The sequence below is a fragment of the Acinetobacter guillouiae CIP 63.46 genome (assembly GCF_000368145.1).
Classification (GTDB): Bacteria; Pseudomonadota; Gammaproteobacteria; order Pseudomonadales; family Moraxellaceae; genus Acinetobacter; species Acinetobacter guillouiae.
In genome coordinates, this window is sequence record NZ_KB849287.1 from 221,511 (window position 1) to 243,902 (window position 22,392).

Consider the following 22,392-nt stretch of genomic DNA (forward strand, 5'->3'; position numbering starts at 1 on the left):
TGCTATTTAATATTTTGAGATGGGCCATTCTTTAACCATATTTGCTAAAATAACAGCATCGAAATCCATAAAAATAGGTCGGAATGAATCGTCATAATATTAAAAATCAAGATTCAAACTTTATTTTGAGCCTGATCGGTCTTTTTGCTGAACGCTCATTATTATTAAAACTACGCCGTATCTTGATGCGTTTTATTCCTTTCCTACAGTTACAAAGTCAGGTCAAGAATATTGTGTATTTGTCGTGGTTGGTGGATATAGATCAAGTTCGTTCACGCTATCCACAGCCTATTCAGTTATGGGAAAAGCAAGGGAAAACGATTTTTACCATACTGACATATCAGCATGAACATTTTGGTTTTTCTTTTTTAGGTCCATTACGCAAATTGATGCCATCACCGAAACAAAGCAATTGGCGCTTTTATATTGCCCCTACACAACAGGATAAAACGGTGATTTTCGAGCAAGTTGTGATTGACCAGCAGCTTTATGTTTTGAGTGGGCGTTTGGCAAGTGATGCGATGCCAGCACAATATGCAAAGAAATTTGTTCATCAAGTCTCTGAACAGCTGATTCAAACAGAACTCGAACTTGATCCAGTTTATCAATTATCCAGCACGGTTCAAATCAATACAGATCCGCGCTTGCCTGAGGCGTGGCAAAATTTATTCTTATCATGGGATGAGGCCATTCAATATCTGGCTGAACAAGACCATGCATGGGTCGAATGGGTCGATCAACCTGAAAAACTATCACAAGGGGATATTGAAATGCCTTTTGATTTTAGTCAGGTTCTGCCTGCGCAAGTGCTTAATATTGCTTGCCCCTTGCTACAACAATGGGGTGTTCGTGAACAAGATGTATTTGCCTTTGTTGTGCCAACTTTGGACTTTTATGTCAGAAATGAGTTGCCACTTAAATTAGATCGTTAAGCTTCTCCATGTTAATCTGTGGATAACTATCCGCTTATACACAAGCTGAGCTGTAAAAAATCGGATGGTGGGTAAATGCGTTTTTTAAAAAGTTTTAAGGATATCTAAACATGAATTGGCTATTGGTCGCATGCGGTGGGGCAATTGGTGCAAGTTTACGTTATGGTGCAGGGTTTATTATTTCTAAACCACATAGCCTATTCCCTTGGACAACATGGTCGATCAATATCTTGGGCTGTTTCTTGGCTGGGATTTTTTTTGCTTTTAGCCAACGCTATCCTATTTTACAGAATGAAACTCGATTATTTTTAATGGTTGGAATCCTCGGTGGTTTTACAACTTTTTCCAGTTTTGGTCTGGAAACATTCCAGCTGATTCGGCAGGGACAGTTTCCAATCGCTTTGGCTTATACCGTTTCTAGTGTGATTTTTGGTGTGATCTGTTTAGCGATTGGCTTTTATATTTTTCAAATGCTTTTATCCACAAAATAATGTGCAATATTCAAAATGAAAAGCCTAAGCTGAGGGAAGCTTAGGCTTAGACACAACATACAGTTCAATTAACGTTTAAAACGGGCAAAGCGCTTATTGAAGTTGGCAATACGACCTTCATTGCTTGTCTGACGAATTTCACCTGTATAGAAAGGATGTGAAGCACTGGATATATCGAGTGTGACATAAGGATATTGTGTGCCTTCATATTCTTTGGTGTTTGTTGTCTTGATCGTGCTACCAATAACAAAGTATGCATTGGCATTGGTGTCATGAAATAACACTTGACGATATTCTGGGTGGATACCTTGGCGCATGGTTTTAACCTCTAATTATTTAAACATGGTGTAATGTTATAATATTACATTTAACTTGTAAAGTACCTCATTTGATACGTATTCATGTTGTATATCGAACTTGGAAAAAAGTGAGATAAAAAAGAAGCCTAAGCAGGAGGATCTGGCTTAGACTTCAAATATAAGTTTAATGTAAAGTTTTATCCTTAAAATTAGATGAAGTGCATAACGAAACTTTTTAAAATGAATGCGTTGATCATGTCACTTTTAAATGAATTGGATGCAATCGACTTCAATAAAAAACATCAATAGAACTTAGTCTTGTAAAGGCACCAGCTCTTCAAAGAGATCTTTTAAATTATCATTGACTTTAAGTTGAATCAGATTCCAGTATTGTCCTGAAATCGTACGATTTACCATTAAAGTATCTGGCGATGGTTTGAATACATCCCAATACTTCAATGATTTTTTCACCAGTTTGATGCCATCATGATGTGCTGAATTTTCAGCAAAATCATAATGTGTAGTCAGCGGTCGTAATAAAATTTCAAGCCATGCCTCATACAATTCTACGGGAAACTTACCTTTTTCAGCTAACGCATCTAAAACCGTTAAATGCTCTTCAATTGTCACAATATCTTGTTTTCGTGCAGCTCTGACCAATGCTTTGAAATGAGTAATGATTTCATTGGATAAGGTTTTTACACCGCCAAAGTCGTAAATGATCACACTGCCATCTTCACGGAAAGCAAAGTTGCCAGGATGAGGGTCGCAATGGAAACGTTTTAAGAAGAAAATTTGTTGACCCAATGCCAAGATTAAGCGGCGACCAATTTCATTGCGCACAGATAAATCCCAAGTACTTGCAGTTTCAATACTTTCACCTTTTTCAAGGCTTAGGGTTAAGATGCGACGACTAGAATAGTCTGTAAACACTTTGGGAATAATGATTTTTGTGTCCAAAGCTTGATGGAATGTTCTAAAAACTTGCAAGTTTTGTGCCTCAATTTCGTAATTGAGTTCTTCATGTAAGCTGTCTTGAATCTCTTTAAATAAGCGATCTTGTAATTTTTTATCTACTTTTAAAACACCCATTAAGCGTAATGCCAAACGAACCTGTTTTAAGTCACTTTCACAAGCTTCATCTACCCCAGGATATTGTACTTTGACCACAACTTCAGTGCCATTTTTTAACATGGCTTTGTGGACTTGACCAATAGATGCTGCTGCGAAGGGTTGTTCATCAAAATGCAGAAAGGTTTGATCAATCGGTTTGCCTAGCTCGCGTTCTACTTGTTGTTTAATTTCAGCAAATGGCATTGCAGGTGCTTGACGTTGCAATTTAGCAATTGCCCGTGCGACTTCAGGTGGAAAGATATCTTTATATTGCGAGGCGATTTGACCAACTTTCATCACAGCACCTTTCATTTCTCCTAAGGTATCTGCAATTTGAACACCAATATCTTGGAACAGCTTACTACGCGCTTCATTTTTTTGTTCTTCATCCGCATTAAAGTTACGAATTGAATTTGATACCGTTTTCGTCGCGATACTTGCAGTCATACTCGCAAGTTTCATAAAGCGGCGACCTGGGGTACTGGTACTTTTCGACATTCGTAACCATCCTTTAATTGGGATTAGACGTTTAATTCATTTTGATCATAGGCGACTATTGTTAAACTGCCTACTCTAATTTGTTAAGCGTTTGTTTCTACTTGGCTATTTTTAATCTTAAAATACCCAGCACGCTATCGGTTTCTTCTCAGGAGTTTTGGATTAAAATATTCTTCAATATTTTAATCGTTGTTGGATCATGAAAGTTTATCGTTATTTAACTGGTAAGGATGATGTGAATTTCTGTGCACGGGTCAGTAAAGCTTTAAATGACGGCTATGAGTTATATGGTTCTCCGACGATGACATTTAATGGGACTGATGTCATTGTCGGGCAAGCCATTGTAAAAGAGGTTGGCAATGAATCTGGGATGTCTGAAAAGTTTCAGCAAGCCTATCAGCTTCAATCTGAGTAAAATAAAGGACACTTATAAAAAATAATGCTGTATTTAAACAGCATTATTTTTAGATAAACGCATTCAATATAAGCGTTTTTAATTTAAGCCTGACTCAACCTTTTATTGTTCATATACAGACGCGTTAATAATAAAACACAGGCAATGGTTAGTCCAATGATCAGTCCTGTCCATACCCCAGCGGCGCCCATATCGGTATAGCGTGCTAAATAAATCCCAACAGGGAAAGCGATGATCCAGTAGGCCAGCATGGTGATCCACATTGGGCCTTTGGTATCTTGCATTCCACGTAAACAACCCGCAGCACTGACTTGCCATGCATCCATAAGTTGGTAGCCAATCGCAAATAAAATTAAATATATTGCTGCTTGGGAAACATCATAGTCACTGGTATAAACGGACACAATTTGAGGGCGTAGAATTAACAGAAGTAACATGGTGATGCAGGCAAATAAGGTACTGGTCATTAATCCAACTTTTTGGACTTTACGCATCGCATACCAATTCTTTTCGCCAAAATAAGTCCCTGTACGAATGGTCAGCGCTAAAGCCAATGACATCGGAATCATAAACAATTGTGATGTTATGGATAAGGCAATTTGATGTGCTGCAACGGTAACTTCACCAAGCGGACTGAGTACAATTGCACCTGTACTGAAAATACTGACCTCAAAGAAAATCGCCAAACCAATTGGTAATCCCAGTTTGAGGATACGTTTAATCAGTACGCGGTCTATTTTCTCAAACATATTTAAGGGTTGTGTGGCTTGGTAGCGTTTGGCTTTTAAAATATAGATGCTAATCGTGATGAACATGATCCACTGCAACAAGGCTGTTGCAAAACCACAGCCAGCACTTCCCAAGTGTGGAATAGGCCCAATTCCATACATAAAAATAAAGTTCAGCGGAATTTGTACCACAAGCGCAACAAGGCTAATCACTGTGACAGGACGAGGGTAGCCTAAAGCTTCTGAATAGCCCCGCAATGTTGAATACATGGTAAAAGCAGGCATCCCAAAAGCAATCGCATGTAAGAACAAGCTGGCTTTAGGTAATAAAGATTCAGGCACACCGACCAACGGCAACAATAAAGGAATGATCTGTAAAACCAGCATGCCAATAATACCCAGCAATAAGGCAACCCATAAAGACTGACGAACAATCGAAGGGATGTTTTCTGGGGTGCGTGCGCCGTTGGCTTCTGCCACTAAAGGCGTGGTTGCGATCATGATGCCACTAAACAGCAGCATGACTGGAATCCATAAACCTACACCAACAGCAATTGCGGCAAGATCTTCGGGAGACATATGCCCAGCCATAATGGTATCAATCAATCCAAAGCCTGCTGCAGCAAACTGAGTGATTAAAATTGGGAGCATTAAGTTAAAAAGTTGCTTTAATTCAAAGCGGGTAGTTGTGGCTTTTATCGATGCAGACACAGTAAATACTCGTTTTAAATGTGCTTAGAAAATAGATTGGTTAGCGTTGTAGAGTGAGAAGCACACCTATAAAAATCACCACGCCACCTAAAAGACGTTGCCAGTTTACTGGCGTTTTATCTGTACCCAGTAGTCCAAATTGGTCAACGATCATCGACATTGCAATTTGTCCAAAAATGATTAAGCCTGACAGGGTTAAAAAACCCAGTTTCGGTGCAGTATAAATGCTCATACTGATTGCATAAACACCTAAGCAGCCACCTAGCCAAAGATACCAAGGTATCACCGCTAAACTTGAAAGGGTTGGTCTCTGTTCAGCTTGCACAATCACCAAAATAGCGAGCAATAGTGTACCAACTAAAAAGGATAAAAGGGCAGCTTGTAATGGAGAATGCAGATATTCGCGCAATTGAGTATTGATAGCGGTTTGAAAGGTCATGGCAATGCCAATACCCATGGTGAGTGGTAAAAGGAACAATAATTGACTCGATAATTTCAGCATTCTTCTTCATCTACTTTTATTGTTAATGTTCAGTCTAAAGCAAATTCATGACTTGTTCTAATCGGATGGTAGAAGTCATGTTAAAATAATCACTCTCTAAACTTGTTCTGAGCCTTCTTTGACTGATTTAACACCTCAAAATATACCTTTGTCGCTTTATATCCATATGCCGTGGTGTGTCCGTAAGTGTCCGTATTGTGACTTTAACTCACATGCTGTACCCGATGGAAAGCTGTCTTTAGATTTAGAGCAAGAATATTTATTGGCACTGGTTGAAGATTTTAAAACCCAAGTAGATTTTGCTCAGGGACGTAAAATTCATAGTGTGTTTATTGGTGGTGGAACACCGTCATTGATTTCCGCACAAGGTTATCAGTGGCTTTTTACCCAGTTAAAAGCTATAGTCCCGTTTGAGCCGGATTGTGAAATTACTTTGGAAGCCAATCCTGGGACGGTTGAACATGATCCTTTTGCAGATTATTTAGATGTTGGAATTAATCGTTTATCGCTTGGGGTACAAAGTTTTAATCCTGATCATTTAACAAAGCTGGGGCGTATCCATTCCAATGATGATGCTGTTTCTGCCATTCAACATGCCAAACAAGCGGGTTTTCAACGTGTTAACGTAGATTTGATGCATGGTTTGCCAGAACAGACTTTAGAACAAGCCTTATATGACTTAAGACTTGCCGTCGAAAATGGGGCAACCCATATTTCATGGTATCAATTGACCATTGAACCGAATACGGTTTTTTTCCGCACTCAGCCTATTTTACCTGTAGATGATGTTCTGGAAACCATTCAAGAACAGGGTGAACAATATTTAAAGGCCAATGGCTTTATCAATTATGAAGTGTCTGCATGGCGTAAAGAAAAACCGTCATCACATAATTTAAATTATTGGCAATTTGGCGATTATTTAGCGATTGGGGCAGGAGCACATGGCAAAATTACCCAAGCTGATGGCGTATACCGTTTTCAAAAAACCCGTTTGCCTAAAGACTACTTAGCCAAAGTGCCTGCTGAACATTTGCAATTTAAACGTATTGAAAAACAAGACATGCCTTTTGAATTTATGATGAATGCTTTACGTTTAAATGAGGGTGTTCAGGCCCAAATATATCTTGAACGTACAGGATTGAATTTGTCTGATTTAGATCAGGTGATTGGTTCATTAAAACAGCGTAAATTGATGTTAAATGATGACACACAGTTGGCATGTACAGCGCAAGGTCATGTATTTTTAAATTCTGTGCTGGAAGAGTTTCTATAAATCTACAGCACAACAATTTAGCTTTTGTTATGATCTGACTTAAAACAATAATCTATTAAAAGTTAAGGTCATCACAATGAATAAGTTTCTAATCAGTATGTTATTTGCTGTGGCAAGCCCATCGCCGGCATATGCAAAAAACGTTGTCCCTCAATTTAGCGACTATCCTGTTAAAGCTGTGTATACAGGCAAGACCGCGAAACTTGATCTTGCAGATCCAAGTGCCAATATGTTTCGCACTCGACTAAGAGATGCATTAACACAAAAACCAGATTTTGCCGGTGAATATGTCACCACCATGTGGGGCTGTGGCGGGGGATGTAGAGTCTATTCTTTTGTCAATAAACGTACTGGGCAGCTTTTAGCGGACGGTTTTGGTGGTGAGGAACGGACTGAAGATGTGATTGCAACACGTCCAAACAGCCGTCTCTTAGTCACACAAGAAGAGCATATGGATCTAAACTATGAAGTGGATAAAGTGACTACACGTTTTTATGTGCTTGAAAAAAATCGATTTAAGTTGCTTAAAACCATTGCTCAGCCTGCATCTAAAACTCAATAGTAGGGGATGACAGAGTTTTTTGTTGGCTTTTAAACAGATCAATTTTTTTAAAGGCATTAAAACCTCAAAGTGATTGCTTAAGCGCATCTTTAAGTTACGGGTTTTAAGGCTGTAATTCTGCTAAAAATGAATGAATATCACTGTAGTGCAGCTTGTAATACCATATCTTAAATGAACAAAAGAGCGCCGCAGCGCTCTTTTGTTTTTCTTCTCGAAAAGTTAAATTTTAGTAATCAAAACTAAAGTGTTCTGCATCAAGTGCCATCATGGTACGAGATGGATTCACCATAGACTCAGCATGACCTTGTGAACGTGGTAATAATTGTTCAAAGTAGAAATCTGCAAGTTTGATTTTTGCTTTATAGAACTCAGGAACTTCAGCACCGTTACCAGACGCTAATTTCTCAGAAGCGACTGCTGCTTGTTGCGCCCAGTAGTAAGCCATCATTGCATAACCAGAGAACATCAAGAAATCGACAGAAGCAGATGATACGATTTCACGGTCTTTGCGAGCTGCAAGCATGATACGAACAGTCAAAGCATTCCATTGTGCACAGATTTTGGTTAAATCCCAGGCAAAACGACGCATATATTTGTTACGTGCATGTTGACCACAGAATTTCAAGATTTCAGCGGTATATTCACGAACCACTTTGCCTTTAGATGAAAGCAGCACTTTACGGCCAATTAAATCCAGTGCTTGAATACCTGTTGTACCTTCGTACAAAGTCGCGATACGCGCATCACGTGCAATTTGTTCCATGCCATGCTCTTTGATATAGCCATGACCACCAAACACTTGCATACCCAAATTCGCAGATTCAAGCCCCATTTCTGTTAAGAAACCTTTCAGAATCGGGGTATAGAAACCAAGCTTATCATCATATTCTTCAAATTTTGCTTGATCACCTTGTAACATTGCATCAGTCATTTTATCTGCAAGCTGAGCTGCGTGATAAATCATGGCACGACCGCCTTCTGCAAATGCTTTTTGAGTCAAAAGCATACGACGTACATCGGCATGATGAATGATTGCATCAGCCACTTTATCTGGATCTTTTTTACCAGATAGAGCACGCATAGACATACGGTCTTTTGCGTATGGTAAAGCACCTTGGAATGATAATTCCGCGTGAGCAAGGCCTTGTACAGCAGTACCAATACGCGCTGTGTTCATGAAAGTGAACATCGCATGTAAGCCTTTATTCACTTCACCAATCAGATAACCTGTTGCGCCATCAAAGTTCAATACTGCAGTTGCAGATGCACGAATCCCCATTTTGTGTTCAATAGAACCACAAGTCACAGGATTACGTTCACCCACTGTACCTTCAGCTGTAGGGATGAATTTAGGCACAATAAACAATGAAATACCTTTGGTACCTGCGGGTGCATCTGGAAGACGCGCAAGAACGATATGGATAATGTTTTCAGTTAAATCATGTTCACCGGCAGAGATAAAGATTTTTGTCCCTGTAATCGCATAAGTACCATCAGCATTAGGTTCAGCCTTAGTTTTTACTTGACCTAAGTCTGTACCACATTGTGGTTCAGTCAGACACATTGTTCCTGACCATGTACCTGCAGTCAGGTGTGGCATATAGGTGTTTTTTTGTTCGTCTGTACCAAATTGCAGGATGGTATTCATACATCCCATGCTCAAACCTGGGTACATGGTGAATGACCAGTTTGCAGTCCCCATCATTTCAGATTTGATCAGGTTTAATGACATCGGCAAACCTTGACCACCAAACTCTTCAGGATAAGACAGGCCTTGCCAGCCACCTTGAATAAATTGGTTATAAGCTTCTTTAAAACCTTTTGGTGTCGTGACTTCACCATCTTTAAAATGACAACCTTCTTCATCACCAGATTGATTCAGTGGAGAAAGTACATTTTCACAAAAATCTGCAGCACCTTCTAAAATCATATCGACAGTATCAGCATCGGCATTTTCGCCAATTGATAGTGTTTTATAATGTGCAGAATAGTCAAAAACTTCATTCATTAAAAAACGTATGTCACGGAGCGGCGCTTTATATGCTGGCATGTGTTTAATCCTAATTTAAAAATAGTTTTGGATTTTCAATCTATAGCTTCATTATTCATAATCATATGGGAATTACATTGATAAGACTCTCTAAAAAAATTGTCAGAAATGCGAATTTGGTAGAAAAAGCACATGTGAATTTGTTGATTTTTTGATAGTCTTGTGCACTTTGTTTTTTATTGTTTCCTTGTTATTTTTATTGTCATTATAATATTCAAGTGGGTAGAACTATCATGCATTTAAAAAAATTAACATTGTGTCTATTGGGTTTGAGTTTATCGGCATGTTCTACACATGTGATTAAAAGCAATGCTTTAAATGCAGATCAAGACGCTCCGCAACGTGCAATTCAAGGCTTTAATGCCTTGTATGAATATCCGAATTTTGATTATCGTGGACAAGTCAAGGTTCGACTTGATAGCGTTCAGAAAGCCAACGCAGCTGATACAAAGCAATTAGATCCTACAATTGAAAAAAAGGTCAATCAGTATCTAAGAGATCAAAAAATTAAATTAACCGATGCACAGAAAAAAGTACTTTATCAAGCAATTGCTAAGCAAGATTCTAAGTATTCAAATCGCTTTGTTGGTATGGGCGCAGATGTTGTACAAAATATCGTGAATGATTTACAGATTCGTTATGATGGAACTGTGAATTATCGTCAGAAAATGGCATCGTTTAACTTAGAAACGCAGTATAAAAAACCCAACCTTTCTGTGGAAATGCGTGTTCCTACAGTATTGGATCTCAATAATTATAAATTCTATACCCATATTTTTTCTTTAATGCCTTATTTGGCCAATTCACAAGATCAGAATAAATATGCCTATTATGATTTTTCTAAATACAAAGATGATATTGCCAAGGTGAATGGAAAAGCCTTGGTTGAGTTTCTTAAACAATCAGGCGCAACTTCTTATTTGATTGCTTCCCCGAATCAAATTGAAAATCTCGCGGTGAGTTCAGCTGAGAAGCAAGCAGGTATCGTCGAAAAAATCCGCTTAACTACCAGCATTGAAGAAATGTTTTTGCAAGGGCAATTGTATTCTACAGTGAATCGTCAATATTTCATGAATTCAGTGCTTGGATTGAGTCCTACAAATATTGCAAAACTCTTAGATACTGCTGGAGAAAGCCATTCAAGCGATGCTGCTAACGAGGCGGCACAAGCTGCAATGAAAGCAGTAGAAGAAGCTTCAGCGGGGATCAGTACTGATGATGCGGGTGTGGCTGATGCCGCTAGTGCCATGTATCAACTTTATAGTGCCGTCAATCGTCAATCTCATGAAGCGTCTGAAGAAGAGGTGGACGCTGTTTATGCAGATGCACAAGACGCGGCTAAAAAAGCAGTTGAAGATGATGAAGACTATGCCACTAGCCAAACTTCTGATGTTGCCGATCAGGAAGATGATAACGTTGAAGCTGAGTCTGAAGACGCATCAGCAGAGCGTCAGAAAATTTTAACTGAACAACAATGTGAAGACTTAACAAAAGCAAAAGCTCATCCACGTTTTGGTGATGTGGAATATTGTCAGTATCATTATGAAATTGATGTTTTAAGTGCTGAACCAAAGGATGATGCATCTTCAGCCAGTAAAGCTTTACAGCAGCAAAGTAATGCAGCGCTTGTCAAAACCTTTACAGGCTATGCCAAAGACCAGTTGGTTGATGCTCAACAATTTAAACAATTGTGGAATCAACATCATATTGAAGTTGAAGCCAGTTTGCCGCCTAAAAACAAACGTAATCCTTTAATCGTCGATCTGTCTTTAGATAACAACGGTCGGGCGGTAAAAGCAGATTATGATTTGGGTGTGGATTTTGATAAATTAAATCGTAAACTGAATGTTAAGATGGATATGCAATTCCTTAATTATGGAAATGCCAGCAAGATCGATCAGAGTGTTTTACAGCAAGCCAAACCATTTAAAGATATCTTTAAAGGCAGCATTATGGAGCAAGCTGTAGGCGGTATTGCGGGTGTTTCAGGTGATACAGGTAGTCATTCAGAGCAAAAATATTTAACTTTAGATGAGCGTTTGGCGCAGTTGGCTGAACAAGTATTTGCACAAACGGGTTCGTATGAAAAAACCTATAAAGCCGTATTTATTGCCAAACTGACTGCAGAAAAACCTGAGCTAATTAAACAATACTCTGCTCAAGATTTACAGGAAATTGCAGCGATTTATGCATATTCTTATTCTGATGAAGAGATTTACAATCCGAAAGGTCAAGCTTTAAAACAGATCCAAGCTTTACAGAAAAAGCATCATTTGGAAGATGACCACCAATATGATGATGGGCTTGGAAATGCTGTTGATGAGATCGTGGCTAAAGTCTGGAAAGATAAACAAAGTGTTTTAGAAATTCAGAATTTAGTCAAAAAATACAAAACCACTGAAGCCGTTTTTGCGCAATATTATATGCAGAAGTTTGAAGCGGAAAATGAGATTGAAAAAGGGCAACGTGCTGACTTTATCAAAACAGCGAAGATTTTAGCCAAGTCTTATACTGCGTTTAAACGCAATAAATTTAACGATCAAGTTGTTGCTGGCTTAGATCAAGACGCGACTGAATTTATTGATTATGATTTATTTAAGCAAACCTATCAGATCTTGAGTGATGCCAAGTTAAAGTAATTGATCTTGGTGTTGTTAAAAAGAACCTCAATTGAGGTTCTTTTTTATGGATCTTTTAAAACTGTATATCTTGATTAAAGAAAATCTTTTAAATTTGGGCGAACCCCATTCCAAATATAAAATGCTTCTATGGCTTGCCCAACCAACATCCCGAAGCCTTCTGAGCTTGGAATCTGGCGCGCTTTGGCTTGATCGATAAAGCTTGAAGGTTTGCCATACGCCATTTCATAAGCATGGTGAAAGGTTAAGGTTTCAGGAAGAATCAGTACATCACCCGTTAAGCTTGCCGAAGTCGCATTGATAACAAGATCAAATTGCCCATCTAATTCATCTAGGCTACAAGCGGAAAGTTCTGCTTCAGGAACAGCGCTTTGTAAATCTGCCACCAATTGTTCCGCACGTGAACGGGTACGGTTGGCAATCACAATCTTTTTAGCTCCCGCTTTTACCAGAGGGTAAACCACACCGCGAGTTGCACCGCCTGCACCAATAATCAAAATATCTGCGTTGTCTAAAGTCCAGTCTAGCGCTTTAATCGCATCGACTAAACCTTGCCCATCTGTATTGTCACCATGCAATACCCCGTTTTCCATCCAAAGCGTATTGACCGCCTTGGCGATTTTTGCACGTTCTGTCAGTTGTTGGCATAAGGCAAAAGCTTGTTCTTTAAATGGCACAGTAACATTCATACCTACACCATTGTGAGCAAAGAATTCAGTTACACTTGCGGTAAAGCCATCGAGTGGAGCAAGACGTTTTACATAGTTGAGATCAATACCAGTCTTTTCTGCAAAGGCATGGTGTAGTTCAGGTGAACGAGAGTGTTCAATCGGATTTCCAATGACTGCGAAAAGTTTACTCATGCCAAATGTCCAAGTATTGATTGTGTTGATTTTTAGAGAATGGCAACAATATACGTGAAAATGGATGACACAACCAAATTAAATGCGGTTTAGCTTATGCTAAAATTTGAATAAATTGATGATTTAGAACGTTTTTTAATCGCGCTAAAGCTTGTTTTTAAGAGGAAGGTTTTGAGGGAAATGTTGTGCTTCAAAATGATGCTTTATGGATTGCAAACTGACTCTAAGAAATCAAGAAAAATCATAGCAAAAACAACGAGAAAACCAGCAGATAAAACAACACTAGAAGTAATTGAGATACTGTCAGAAAGAAGGTCTTTGGAAATGATGGTGGTTGAAATGGAGCATGCTAATAAAAATAAAATACTGAATGAAAGACTAACCTTGTGATTTTCTAATAAATTCCTCATACCTACCTCTGGTTTCTACTGCTATAATATTCTTTAAACGCTAAGACTTTTTTCAAAAAAATTAAGGAAATTTTAAGGTTGGTATCTTAGCTCAAGTTTGAGCATATATTAAATTAAAAAAGTATTCTTATCGTGAATTATTCTCATTTTAATTGTGAGTAAATCTTTCAAGCGTTATTTTCTCAGAAGTATTCAGCGGTTTAAGTGAAAAAGCTATCTTGAATGAAAGATAGCTTTTTAAACGATGAAGCATAAATGGCGGGAGATTATTTTAATATCGACAACCAGTCTTTAGGCTTTAAATAATGATCAGTGAGGCATTTTTCTGGGCTATTTTCATCCCATTCTGGGCGATAAGACCAAGCTGCAAGCGGTGGCATGCTGACCAGAATAGATTCAATTCGACCACCAGTTTGTAAGCCAAATAAAGTCCCGCGATCATAAACCAAATTATATTCAACATAGCGACCACGACGATACAGTTGGAAGTCTCGTTGGGCTTGTGTAAAGGATTTATCCTGATTTCTTTGGAAAATAGGCAAAATAGCATTTAAATAACCATTAGCGACCGCTTGGATATATTCAAAGCATTTTTCAAAATCCCATTGATTTAAATCATCAAAAAACAAACCCCCAATACCACGTTGTTCATCACGATGTTTTAAATAGAAATAATCATCACACCATTGTTTATGTTCCGCATAAATTTCTTCACCAAACGGTGCGCACAGATCAAATGCTGTTTGGTGCCAAGATAAAACGTCTTCATCATTTGGGTAAAAAGGCGTGAGGTCAAAACCACCACCAAACCACCAAATTGGTGCTTGTCCTTCAGGCTCTGCAACAAATAGCCGTACATTGGCGTGAGATGTTGGAACATTGGGATTTGTTGGATGAATGACCAAAGAAACACCCAAGGCTTGTGCTTTGGCTCCAGCAATTGCTGGATGGCGTTCTGTTGCTGAAGCTGGCAGTTTGGAAATGCTGATGTGAGAAAACATCACCCCGCCTTTTTCGATCACAGTTCCATTCTGTAGAACACGTGAACGACCACCACCGCCTTCAGGGCGTTGCCAGTCATCAATTTCAAATGTTGCAGTGCCGTGGCCTAATTTTTCTTGTTGCTCTAGGGCAGAGCAGATTCGAGCTTGTAAATCTGTTAGGAAATCACGAACACGTTGAATATCTGCAGAAGTCGGGTTTTGCATGATCATCCTCAAAGGAGAATTGAAAAATTTTCTACATCAAAACATAAAACGCTAAAAAAACAAAACCAAGTCATCATGAATACATTTTTTGAACTTGGTGTGAATGAATCGAATGAGACTAAAAAATCTTTGGGTATCGCGGATACACGCTAGGCAATCCCGAGCAATTCGCTAGGTTGAAATCTATCCTTAAGCTCAGCACAATGTATTGAAGGTAAATTCAATTTTTGGGTTTATTTCTTTTGAATGTTAATTGCGTATCGAGCAGTGAATATGAGTTGTTCTTTGATTCAAAAATACAATGTTGCTGGACCCCGTTATACCAGTTATCCAACGGTTCCATATTGGGAGGAGGCATCATTTTCGCTGCAACAATGGAAACAGACCTTAAAGCGCTCTTTTGATGAGTCTAATCACGTTGAAGGCATCAGTCTTTATATTCATTTACCGTTCTGTGAAAGTCTATGTACTTTTTGCGGATGCCATAAAAAAGTCACGAAACGGCATGATGTTGAATTACCTTATATTCAAGCAGTTTTAAAAGAATGGGACTTATATTGTCAGTTGTTAGCAGACAGACCCATCATTAAAGAAATTCATTTGGGTGGTGGAACACCAACATTTTTTTCAGTTAAGCATTTACAACAATTAATTCAGGGTATTTTAGCCAAAGCCAATATTGCGGATGGTTATGAATTTAGTTTTGAAGGGCATCCTAATAATACCACGCGAGAACACTTACAAGCCTTGTATGAGCTCGGTTTTCGCCGTGTCAGCTATGGGGTACAAGACTATAATGAGACTGTTCAGAAGGCCATTCATCGTGTCCAGCCCTTTGAAAATGTAGAAAGAGTGACGCAATGGGCACGTGACATTGGCTATACATCGATTTCCCATGATCTGGTTTTTGGTTTGCCATTTCAAAATTTAGCAGATGTGTTGCATACCATTGATTTGACTAATACGTTAATGCCAGATCGCTTGGCTTTTTATAGTTATGCGCATGTGCCTTGGATTAAGGGCAATGGACAGCGTGGGTTTAAAGATCATGATGTGCCCAAAGATGGAATGAAGCGAACCCTGTATGAAGAAGGGAAAAAGCAACTTTTAGCACATGGTTATCATGAGATTGGGATGGATCATTTTGCTTTAGATCGAGATGAGATGTATCAAGCATTTCATGCAGGTACTTTGCATCGTAATTTTATGGGCTATACCTCATCAAAAACACAAGTCATGATCGGATTGGGCCTATCTTCAATCAGTGATAGTTGGTATAGCTTTGCACAGAATGAAAAAAATTTAGAAGCCTATTACAGCTGTCTTGAAAATGATGAAATTCCTGTGGTGAAAGGGCATGTGTTAAGTGTCGAAGATTTAAAGATTCGTCAGCATATTTTGAATTTGATGTGTACCTTTCAAACCTCTTGGTCAGATCAAACGATGGATTTTGCTGAGCGTGGTGATGTGATTCAACAGCTTGTTGAAATGCAGCATGATGGTTTATTGAACATTGAAGCGGATCGGATTGTGATCACGGAGCAAGGGAAGCCTTTTGTCCGTAATATTTGTATGGCGTTTGATTTGCATTTAAAGCGTAGAAAGCCTGAAACGCAAATTTTCTCGATGACGATTTGATGTCAATTAATTAAGCTGCTTTCGTATCAACTTGAATCATCCATGCTGGTTCTATCGCGAGGCGACAGGGATGTCGCCCCATTATGTGTGGAGCTAGGACTGAGCTCTCACTTCACCGAAGATCTGATCACTTGTATCTGAGCAAGACGTCTATGATTAAAAATCATCTTTCTCATACATATGAGACATACGATCATGTTTGGTTTTTAAATAATCTTCATTGAACTTATTTAAGCCCACTGTCAACGGTACACGGTCTAATACATCAATACCTAAATCTGTTAAAGCTTTTAATTTTAATGGATTGTTGGTAATTAGCCTGACTTGTTTAACCTGTAAATGATCGAGCATGATGCTACACATATCATATTTACGTGCATCAGCAGGTAGGTTTAACAATAAATTTGCATCAACGGTATCATGCCCTTGATCTTGCAAAGCATAAGCACGGATTTTATTGGTCAAACCAATACCACGACCTTCTTGGCGCAAATATAAAATCACACCTTGGCCTGCATCATTCATCATTTTCATGGTGTTGTGCAATTGAGGGCCACAGTCACATTTTAATGAACCAAAGGCATCGCCAGTTAAACATTCTGAATGAATACGAACTAAAACGGGGTTTGTAGGCGCGATTTCTAAACCCTTAGAAAGAGCAACATGCTCTTCACCTGTTTGTGGATCTTGAAATACAGAAATTTTAAAATCACCATAAGCAGTGGGTAATTTTGAAGTGGCAACAAACTCTATTGACACAGAATCTTCCATCTATTTGTTTAGAAATTGGCTAAAGTATAGCGTAATGCTTGGACATTGGTAGGTTTGTAAAGCATGTTTTTATAGATAACATTGCTATAAAAATTTCTTTTTTGTATAAAGCACACGATAATAGTTGATATATAGATAGATTATTCATGATAATTGACACCAAGAGCACACTTGCTGACTTGGAAGTTCCAATGACGCATCATTATAAATGTGGCTGATTGAATGTGATATCATTGGTTCTCACAATCATGCTAACCCGTTTACCTAGCTAGATTTGCCAGGCTTTAGAAGGCTTTGCCACATATGTTGTATACCGAAATACCTAGTCATCGTCCTGTTACGCCTTTGTTGAATGAAATTAATCATCCTCAACAATTACGTCAGTTTGAGCAAAGCCAATTGCCGCAGGTCGCAGACGAATTGCGTCAATTTATTTTGTATGCTGCTGGACAAAGTGGCGGGCATTTTGGTGCAAACCTTGGCGTTATAGAATTAACAGTTGCCTTACACTATTGTTTTGAAACACCACGGGATCGTTTAGTTTGGGATGTGGGCCATCAGGCGTATCCACATAAAGTCCTTACAGGACGCCGTGAGCAATTGATGACCATCCGTTCTAAAGATGGATTGGCGGCTTTTCCAGCACGGGATGAATCTGAATTTGATACCTTTGGTGTAGGACATTCATCGACTGCAATTTCTGCTGGCTTGGGTATGGCTTTGGCACGTCGTTATCAAAAAGACCCTTGTGAAGTTGTTGCCATCGTTGGTGATGGTGCGATGACTGCTGGAATGGCATTTGAAGCCATGAATGATGCAGTGGCGCATAATGCTGATTTGATGGTGGTGCTCAATGACAATGATATGTCGATTTCATGTAGCACGGGTGGTTTTGCAAAGCATTTAGCTGCAATTTGGGAACAAGGGCAATTCATCAATATTGATGAAGAAGGGCAAGCTTTTGTACAGGATTGCCCTGAATGGAACTACAACTCTCGTTTACATCAATCTGCGACTGATGCTGCGGATAATCTATTTAAAGCGATTGGTTTTGATTATTTTGGCCCATTTGATGGCCATGATGTGGAGCAACTGGTACAAGTCTTTAATGCGCTGAAAAAGCGTAAAGGGCCACGCCTGATCCATGTCTATACTGTGAAAGGTAAGGGCTTTGCGCCTGCTGAAGCGGATCAAATTAAATATCATGCGATTGGCAAAATTAATGCTTCAGCAACTAAAAATGTAGCGCCAAAATATTCAGATGTATTTGGGCAATGGCTTTGTGATGAAGCTGCACAAGACGACAGATTACTCGCAATTACGCCTGCCATGTGTGAAGGCTCAGGCATGGTACAGTTTGCTAAACAATTTCCAGAGCGCTACTTTGATGTTGCAATTGCAGAACAGCATGCCGTGACATTAGCTGCGGGTATGGCATGTGAAGGATTGAAGCCAGTTGTGGCGATTTATTCAACCTTCCTGCAACGCGGTTATGACCAACTGATTCATGATGTTGCTTTACAAAATCTTGATGTGACCTTTGGTATTGATCGTGCAGGTTTAGTTGGCGAAGATGGTCCTACGCATGCTGGTGCGTATGACTATGCTTATATGCGTACAGTACCCAATATGGTGATCATGGCGCCAAAAGACGAAAACGAATGTCGCCAAATGTTGCATACAGCATATCTATACAAAGGCCCAACTGCAGTACGTTATCCACGCGGTAACGGTTTAGGTGTAGAAATTCAACAACAGTTGATTGAGCTGGAAATTGGTAAAGCTGAAGTATTGTTAGAACTCAATACTGAACACGAAGAAGGAATCACAATTTTAGCCTTTGGTAGTCGTGTTCAACCTGCGCTTGAATCAGCAAAACAGCTGGCACCAAAGTTGGATATTGCAATTCGTGTGATCAATATGCGTTTTGTGAAACCATTGGATGAACAGATTATTCGTGATTTGGCAGACAAAACTCACTTATTTGTAACTATTGAAGAACATGCGGTGATGGCGGGTGCGGGTAGTGCGGTCAATGAGTTCTTGGCACAGGCACAAATTGTAAAGCCAATTTTAAACCTAGGTTTACCTGATGAATTCCTTGCACAAGCAAGCCATTCTGAAATGCTTCAAGACTGTGGTTTAGATGTAAAAGGTATTCAAAACTCGATTGAACAGGCTTGGTTAAAGCTGGTACAACACGTTTAAGCTCATGTAAAAGTTAAAGTTGTAAAATTTTAGCAACAAAATTTCCCAAAAAGCGCCGATATTTGCTAAAATGTCGGCGCTTTTATGCATTATTCTTTATCAGTATCTTCAAATTTGTAGTGGGTGTTCAATGGAACCTATGGTGGTGATGGCTGCGCGTGCGGCTCAGTTAGTTGGTCAAGAGCTTTTAAAAGCGCATCAAAATCGTCATAAACTCGATCTACAAGTCGAAGAAAAAGGTATTGATGGTCCAGTAACTCGTGTAGATCGTTATATCGAGCAGTTGACTATTGATACGCTTCGTAAAAGTTATAAAAATCACAGCTTCCTTGGTGAAGAGTTTGGGCTACAAGAAGGTAAAGGTCACGATGCTGATTGGTGTTGGGTGATTGATCCTCTTGATGGTACTTTAAACTTTATCAATGCTTTCCCACATTTCTGTGTATCTATTGCAGTTCAACATAAAGGTGTAACTCAACACGGTGTTATCTATGACCCTGTGAAAGATGAGCTATTCTCTGCAAGCCGTGGTCGTGGCGCAATGTTGAATCAACGTCGTATTCGTGTGAATGTTAAAGACAGCCTTGAAAATACCTTTATGGGTGTAGGTCATGCTTACCGCGCTAAACGTAATGGTGAGATTGTTTCTTATGCGAAAAACCATTTTGAATCATTATTAAATGTAACTGAAGCTGGCGCACAATATCGTCGTGCAGGTTCTGCTGCATTGGACTTGGCTTATGTTGCGGCTGGTCGTTTAGATGGTTATTTTGAACTCGGTTTAAAACCTTGGGATATCGCAGCAGGCGAGCTTATGGTGAAAGAAGCGGGTGGTACAGTCGTTGATGCTCGTGGTGGTTCAGATTCTATGGAAAATGGTCAAGTGATTGCGTGTTCTATGAAAATGTTAAAACCATTGATGCAAGCTGTTGTTCCTGCTTGGGGTGAAGCTGCGAAGTAATTTATACTTGTGTAGATTGAGTTTTAAAAAGCCTTCATCTTTATGAGGGCTTTTTTATGGGTTGCGATTTAATGCGATACTATCAATAGTGAATGTCGTTGTTTAAACTTTCGTGATTGCAAGACTTAGCGAATAGTACTTATATAAAAATAATACAACTTATTGGGGGACGCTAAGAGTGCATATCATTGGCAATCCAATACGATTATTCTAGGCGAGTTTACCGTGGAGTGTTTAGCGGTAGCTGTAGCAGATATTTTTGAGGATGAAAGTTTAGCTGTAGATCAAGTTTTTTATTTAATTCCTGATGATAATGAATGACTTAATACAATACAGGAAAAAACAATAAAACTTCGTGACATTATTATAAATTCTGCTATACTCTGCGCACGCACTAAATTTCGTTCATTACCTGAACATTTCTCTTCTATATTGTGTATGCGCGTCCGGTCCAAAGAGAGGACAATATTTCGCGCCCCACCCAATCGCTTAAGCGATTCCTTCAGGTTGCGGCTGTTATCAAATGTGCGTTATACGCATCGTCGTTCTCGGATCGCCGCTGATTCTATATTTTCAGCGATTATTGCTGTGCCGCTTTTTGCCGATGTCCATCAGACCATATATTAATGGAGCACCCACATTAGGGTGAATATCTCTATGAGCAAAACTTTTGCTGAATTTTCATTAGACGAGTCGCTACAGAAAGCACTCGAGAGTCTTGGTTTTACTACGCCGACTCCTGTTCAAGAACTATCTATTCCAGCGGCTTTAGAAGGAAAAGACCTTCTAGTATCAAGCCAAACTGGTTCTGGTAAAACTGCTGCATTCTTACTCCCTACGTTAAACGCTTTAGCTGGTCAAGATACTTTTGTACCATTTAAAGATCGTATGAAAGCAGTAACTCAACCAAATATCTTGGTGATTTCACCTACTCGTGAACTTGCACAACAAGTATGTCAAGATGCGATTGCATTTGTACGCCATATGAAAGGTGTACGTGTTGCAGCAATCATGGGTGGTATGCCTTTTGGTAAGCAAATCCAACAATTAAAAGGTGCACAAGTTGTTGTTGCGACTCCTGGTCGTTTACTTGATCTTGTAAACCGTCGTCAAATTAAACTTGATTTAGTTGATGCTTTAATCGTCGATGAAGCTGACCGTATGCTTGACTTAGGTTTCTCTGAAGACCTAGAAGCAATCAGCGATTTAGCTTTAAATCGTAAACAAACATTAATGTTCTCTGCAACATTTGCACCACGTATCATTAATCTTGCTGAACGCATGATGAACGAACCTGAACGTATTGCAATTGAAACAGGTCATTCTACAAATACTGATATTACCCAAACTTTACATTGGACTGATGGCTTCGAGCATAAGAAAAAATTGCTTACGCATTGGTTAAATGAAGAAGACGTAGATCAAGCAGTTGTATTTGCTTCAACTCAAGAAGATACAGATATGCTTGCTGAAGAGCTTGCAGAAGCTGGTCTTTCAGTTGTTGCGCTTCATGGTGCTATGCCACAAACTGTACGTAACCGTCGTTTACGCAGTATCCGTGAAGGTCGTGCAAAAATTCTTGTTGCTACAGACGTAGCTGCTCGTGGTCTTGACGTACCAACAATCTCTCACGTAATTAACTTCGGTCTTCCAATGAAGAATGAAGATTATGTGCATCGTATTGGTCGTACAGGTCGTGCGGGTCGTACTGGTAAAGCAATCACTTTAGCAACTTACCGTGAACGCGGTAAGATCCGTGCTTTAGAAGATTATTTAGAAGCGCGTTTAAGTGTTTCTGAAATCGAAGGTTTAGAGCCATCTCCACCTCCAGCTCGCGGTAGTCGTGATGGTGGCGGTCGTGGTCGTAGTAACGGTGGCGGTCGTCGTGAAGGCGGTCGTGGCGGTTTCGGCGGTGGTCGTCGTTTTGAAGGTGAATCAAACTTCAAACGTCGTGAAGGCGGTGATGATCGTCCACGTCGTAGCTTCGATGACAAACCACGTGGTGATCGTCCATCTTATGGTGATGATCGTCCTAAGCGTGATTTTGGTGATCGTCCACCACGCCGTGAAGGTGGTTTCGGTGATCGTCCACAACGTTCATTCGGTGGTGAAGATCGTCC

General features: G+C 39.4%; 19 protein-coding genes. 11 read left to right on the forward strand and 8 right to left on the reverse strand.

What is annotated here, in order from left to right:
- The first annotated feature begins 83 nt into the window (after nucleotides 1-83).
- Together F981_RS21195 and crcB are read left to right on the forward strand one after the other, a co-directional pair.
- Nucleotides 84-932, forward strand: coding sequence for a DUF2071 domain-containing protein (locus F981_RS21195; protein ID WP_004725591.1), 849 nt, complete (start codon nucleotides 84-86; stop codon nucleotides 930-932).
- A gap of 110 nt (nucleotides 933-1,042) precedes the next feature.
- Entirely contained in the window at nucleotides 1,043-1,423 is a 381-nt protein-coding gene (crcB, locus tag F981_RS21200) for a fluoride efflux transporter CrcB (RefSeq protein ID WP_004725593.1), read from the forward strand.
- A gap of 68 nt (nucleotides 1,424-1,491) precedes the next feature.
- Here the strand turns inward: crcB and F981_RS21205 are convergent, their stop codons facing one another.
- Both F981_RS21205 and F981_RS21210 read right to left on the reverse strand, forming a co-directional pair.
- Complete coding sequence (locus F981_RS21205; protein WP_004725595.1) at nucleotides 1,492-1,740, reverse strand: type B 50S ribosomal protein L31; 249 nt, start codon at nucleotides 1,738-1,740, stop codon at nucleotides 1,492-1,494.
- Between the two features lie 294 nt (nucleotides 1,741-2,034).
- Nucleotides 2,035-3,333: an ABC1 kinase family protein gene (locus F981_RS21210; protein WP_004725597.1), complete on the reverse strand. Its 1,299-nt coding sequence runs from the start codon at nucleotides 3,331-3,333 to the stop codon at nucleotides 2,035-2,037.
- 199 nt (nucleotides 3,334-3,532) lie between these two features.
- On the opposite strand from F981_RS21210, the gene F981_RS21215 reads away from it, so the two are divergent.
- A complete protein-coding gene (locus tag F981_RS21215; RefSeq protein ID WP_004725599.1) occupies nucleotides 3,533-3,748 on the forward strand; it encodes a DUF1737 domain-containing protein in 216 nt (71 codons plus the stop codon).
- Between the two features lie 83 nt (nucleotides 3,749-3,831).
- Here the strand turns inward: F981_RS21215 and F981_RS21220 are convergent, their stop codons facing one another.
- Together F981_RS21220 and F981_RS21225 are read right to left on the reverse strand one after the other, a co-directional pair.
- Nucleotides 3,832-5,187 carry an MATE family efflux transporter gene (locus F981_RS21220; RefSeq protein WP_004725601.1) on the reverse strand — a complete coding sequence of 452 codons (1,356 nt, stop codon included), beginning with the start codon at nucleotides 5,185-5,187 and terminating at the stop codon, nucleotides 3,832-3,834.
- Nucleotides 5,188-5,227: 40 nt separating this feature from the next.
- Nucleotides 5,228-5,689 (reverse strand): DMT family transporter, encoded by a 462-nt coding sequence (locus F981_RS21225; RefSeq protein WP_004725603.1) that lies wholly within the window; start codon nucleotides 5,687-5,689, stop codon nucleotides 5,228-5,230.
- A 118-nt stretch (nucleotides 5,690-5,807) separates the two neighbouring features.
- On the opposite strand from F981_RS21225, the gene hemW reads away from it, so the two are divergent.
- Complete coding sequence (hemW, locus tag F981_RS21230; RefSeq protein WP_004725605.1) at nucleotides 5,808-6,962, forward strand: radical SAM family heme chaperone HemW; 1,155 nt, start codon at nucleotides 5,808-5,810, stop codon at nucleotides 6,960-6,962.
- A 76-nt stretch (nucleotides 6,963-7,038) separates the two neighbouring features.
- Nucleotides 7,039-7,524, forward strand: coding sequence for a hypothetical protein (locus F981_RS21235; RefSeq protein WP_004725607.1), 486 nt, complete (start codon nucleotides 7,039-7,041; stop codon nucleotides 7,522-7,524).
- Nucleotides 7,525-7,750: 226 nt separating this feature from the next.
- On the opposite strand, the gene F981_RS21240 is transcribed toward F981_RS21235, so the two are convergent.
- Entirely contained in the window at nucleotides 7,751-9,574 is a 1,824-nt protein-coding gene (locus F981_RS21240) for an acyl-CoA dehydrogenase C-terminal domain-containing protein (protein WP_004725609.1), read from the reverse strand.
- Nucleotides 9,575-9,807: 233 nt separating this feature from the next.
- On the opposite strand from F981_RS21240, the gene F981_RS21245 reads away from it, so the two are divergent.
- The gene (locus F981_RS21245; protein ID WP_004725611.1) at nucleotides 9,808-12,213 is read left to right on the forward strand and encodes a hypothetical protein; all 2,406 of its coding nucleotides are present in this window, start codon (nucleotides 9,808-9,810) and stop codon (nucleotides 12,211-12,213) included.
- 74 nt (nucleotides 12,214-12,287) lie between these two features.
- Here the strand turns inward: F981_RS21245 and aroE are convergent, their stop codons facing one another.
- Nucleotides 12,288-13,076: a shikimate dehydrogenase gene (gene aroE / locus F981_RS21250; protein ID WP_004725613.1), complete on the reverse strand. Its 789-nt coding sequence runs from the start codon at nucleotides 13,074-13,076 to the stop codon at nucleotides 12,288-12,290.
- Between the two features lie 195 nt (nucleotides 13,077-13,271).
- Here aroE and F981_RS24050 point away from each other — a divergent pair, with 195 nt between their 5' ends.
- Nucleotides 13,272-13,466 carry a hypothetical protein gene (locus F981_RS24050; RefSeq protein WP_035371912.1) on the forward strand — a complete coding sequence of 65 codons (195 nt, stop codon included), beginning with the start codon at nucleotides 13,272-13,274 and terminating at the stop codon, nucleotides 13,464-13,466.
- A gap of 286 nt (nucleotides 13,467-13,752) precedes the next feature.
- Here the strand turns inward: F981_RS24050 and hemF are convergent, their stop codons facing one another.
- Nucleotides 13,753-14,694 (reverse strand): oxygen-dependent coproporphyrinogen oxidase, encoded by a 942-nt coding sequence (gene hemF / locus F981_RS21260; protein WP_004725617.1) that lies wholly within the window; start codon nucleotides 14,692-14,694, stop codon nucleotides 13,753-13,755.
- 273 nt (nucleotides 14,695-14,967) lie between these two features.
- Between hemF and hemN the strand changes: the two genes are divergently transcribed.
- The gene (gene hemN, locus F981_RS21265) at nucleotides 14,968-16,332 is read left to right on the forward strand and encodes an oxygen-independent coproporphyrinogen III oxidase (RefSeq protein WP_004725619.1); all 1,365 of its coding nucleotides are present in this window, start codon (nucleotides 14,968-14,970) and stop codon (nucleotides 16,330-16,332) included.
- Nucleotides 16,333-16,488: 156 nt separating this feature from the next.
- Here hemN and ribA read toward each other — a convergent pair whose 3' ends face one another.
- Nucleotides 16,489-17,091, reverse strand: coding sequence for a GTP cyclohydrolase II (ribA, locus tag F981_RS21270; protein ID WP_016539373.1), 603 nt, complete (start codon nucleotides 17,089-17,091; stop codon nucleotides 16,489-16,491).
- A gap of 315 nt (nucleotides 17,092-17,406) precedes the next feature.
- On the opposite strand from ribA, the gene dxs reads away from it, so the two are divergent.
- From dxs to F981_RS21285, 3 genes are all read left to right on the forward strand, one after another.
- On the forward strand, nucleotides 17,407-19,311 hold the full coding sequence (gene dxs / locus F981_RS21275) for a 1-deoxy-D-xylulose-5-phosphate synthase (protein ID WP_004725622.1): 1,905 nt from the start codon (nucleotides 17,407-17,409) through the stop codon (nucleotides 19,309-19,311).
- Nucleotides 19,312-19,441: 130 nt separating this feature from the next.
- Nucleotides 19,442-20,272 (forward strand): inositol monophosphatase family protein, encoded by an 831-nt coding sequence (locus F981_RS21280; protein WP_004725624.1) that lies wholly within the window; start codon nucleotides 19,442-19,444, stop codon nucleotides 20,270-20,272.
- Between the two features lie 657 nt (nucleotides 20,273-20,929).
- Nucleotides 20,930-22,392: DEAD/DEAH box helicase (locus F981_RS21285; RefSeq protein ID WP_004725627.1), on the forward strand; the 1,463-nt coding region annotated here is incomplete at its 3' end.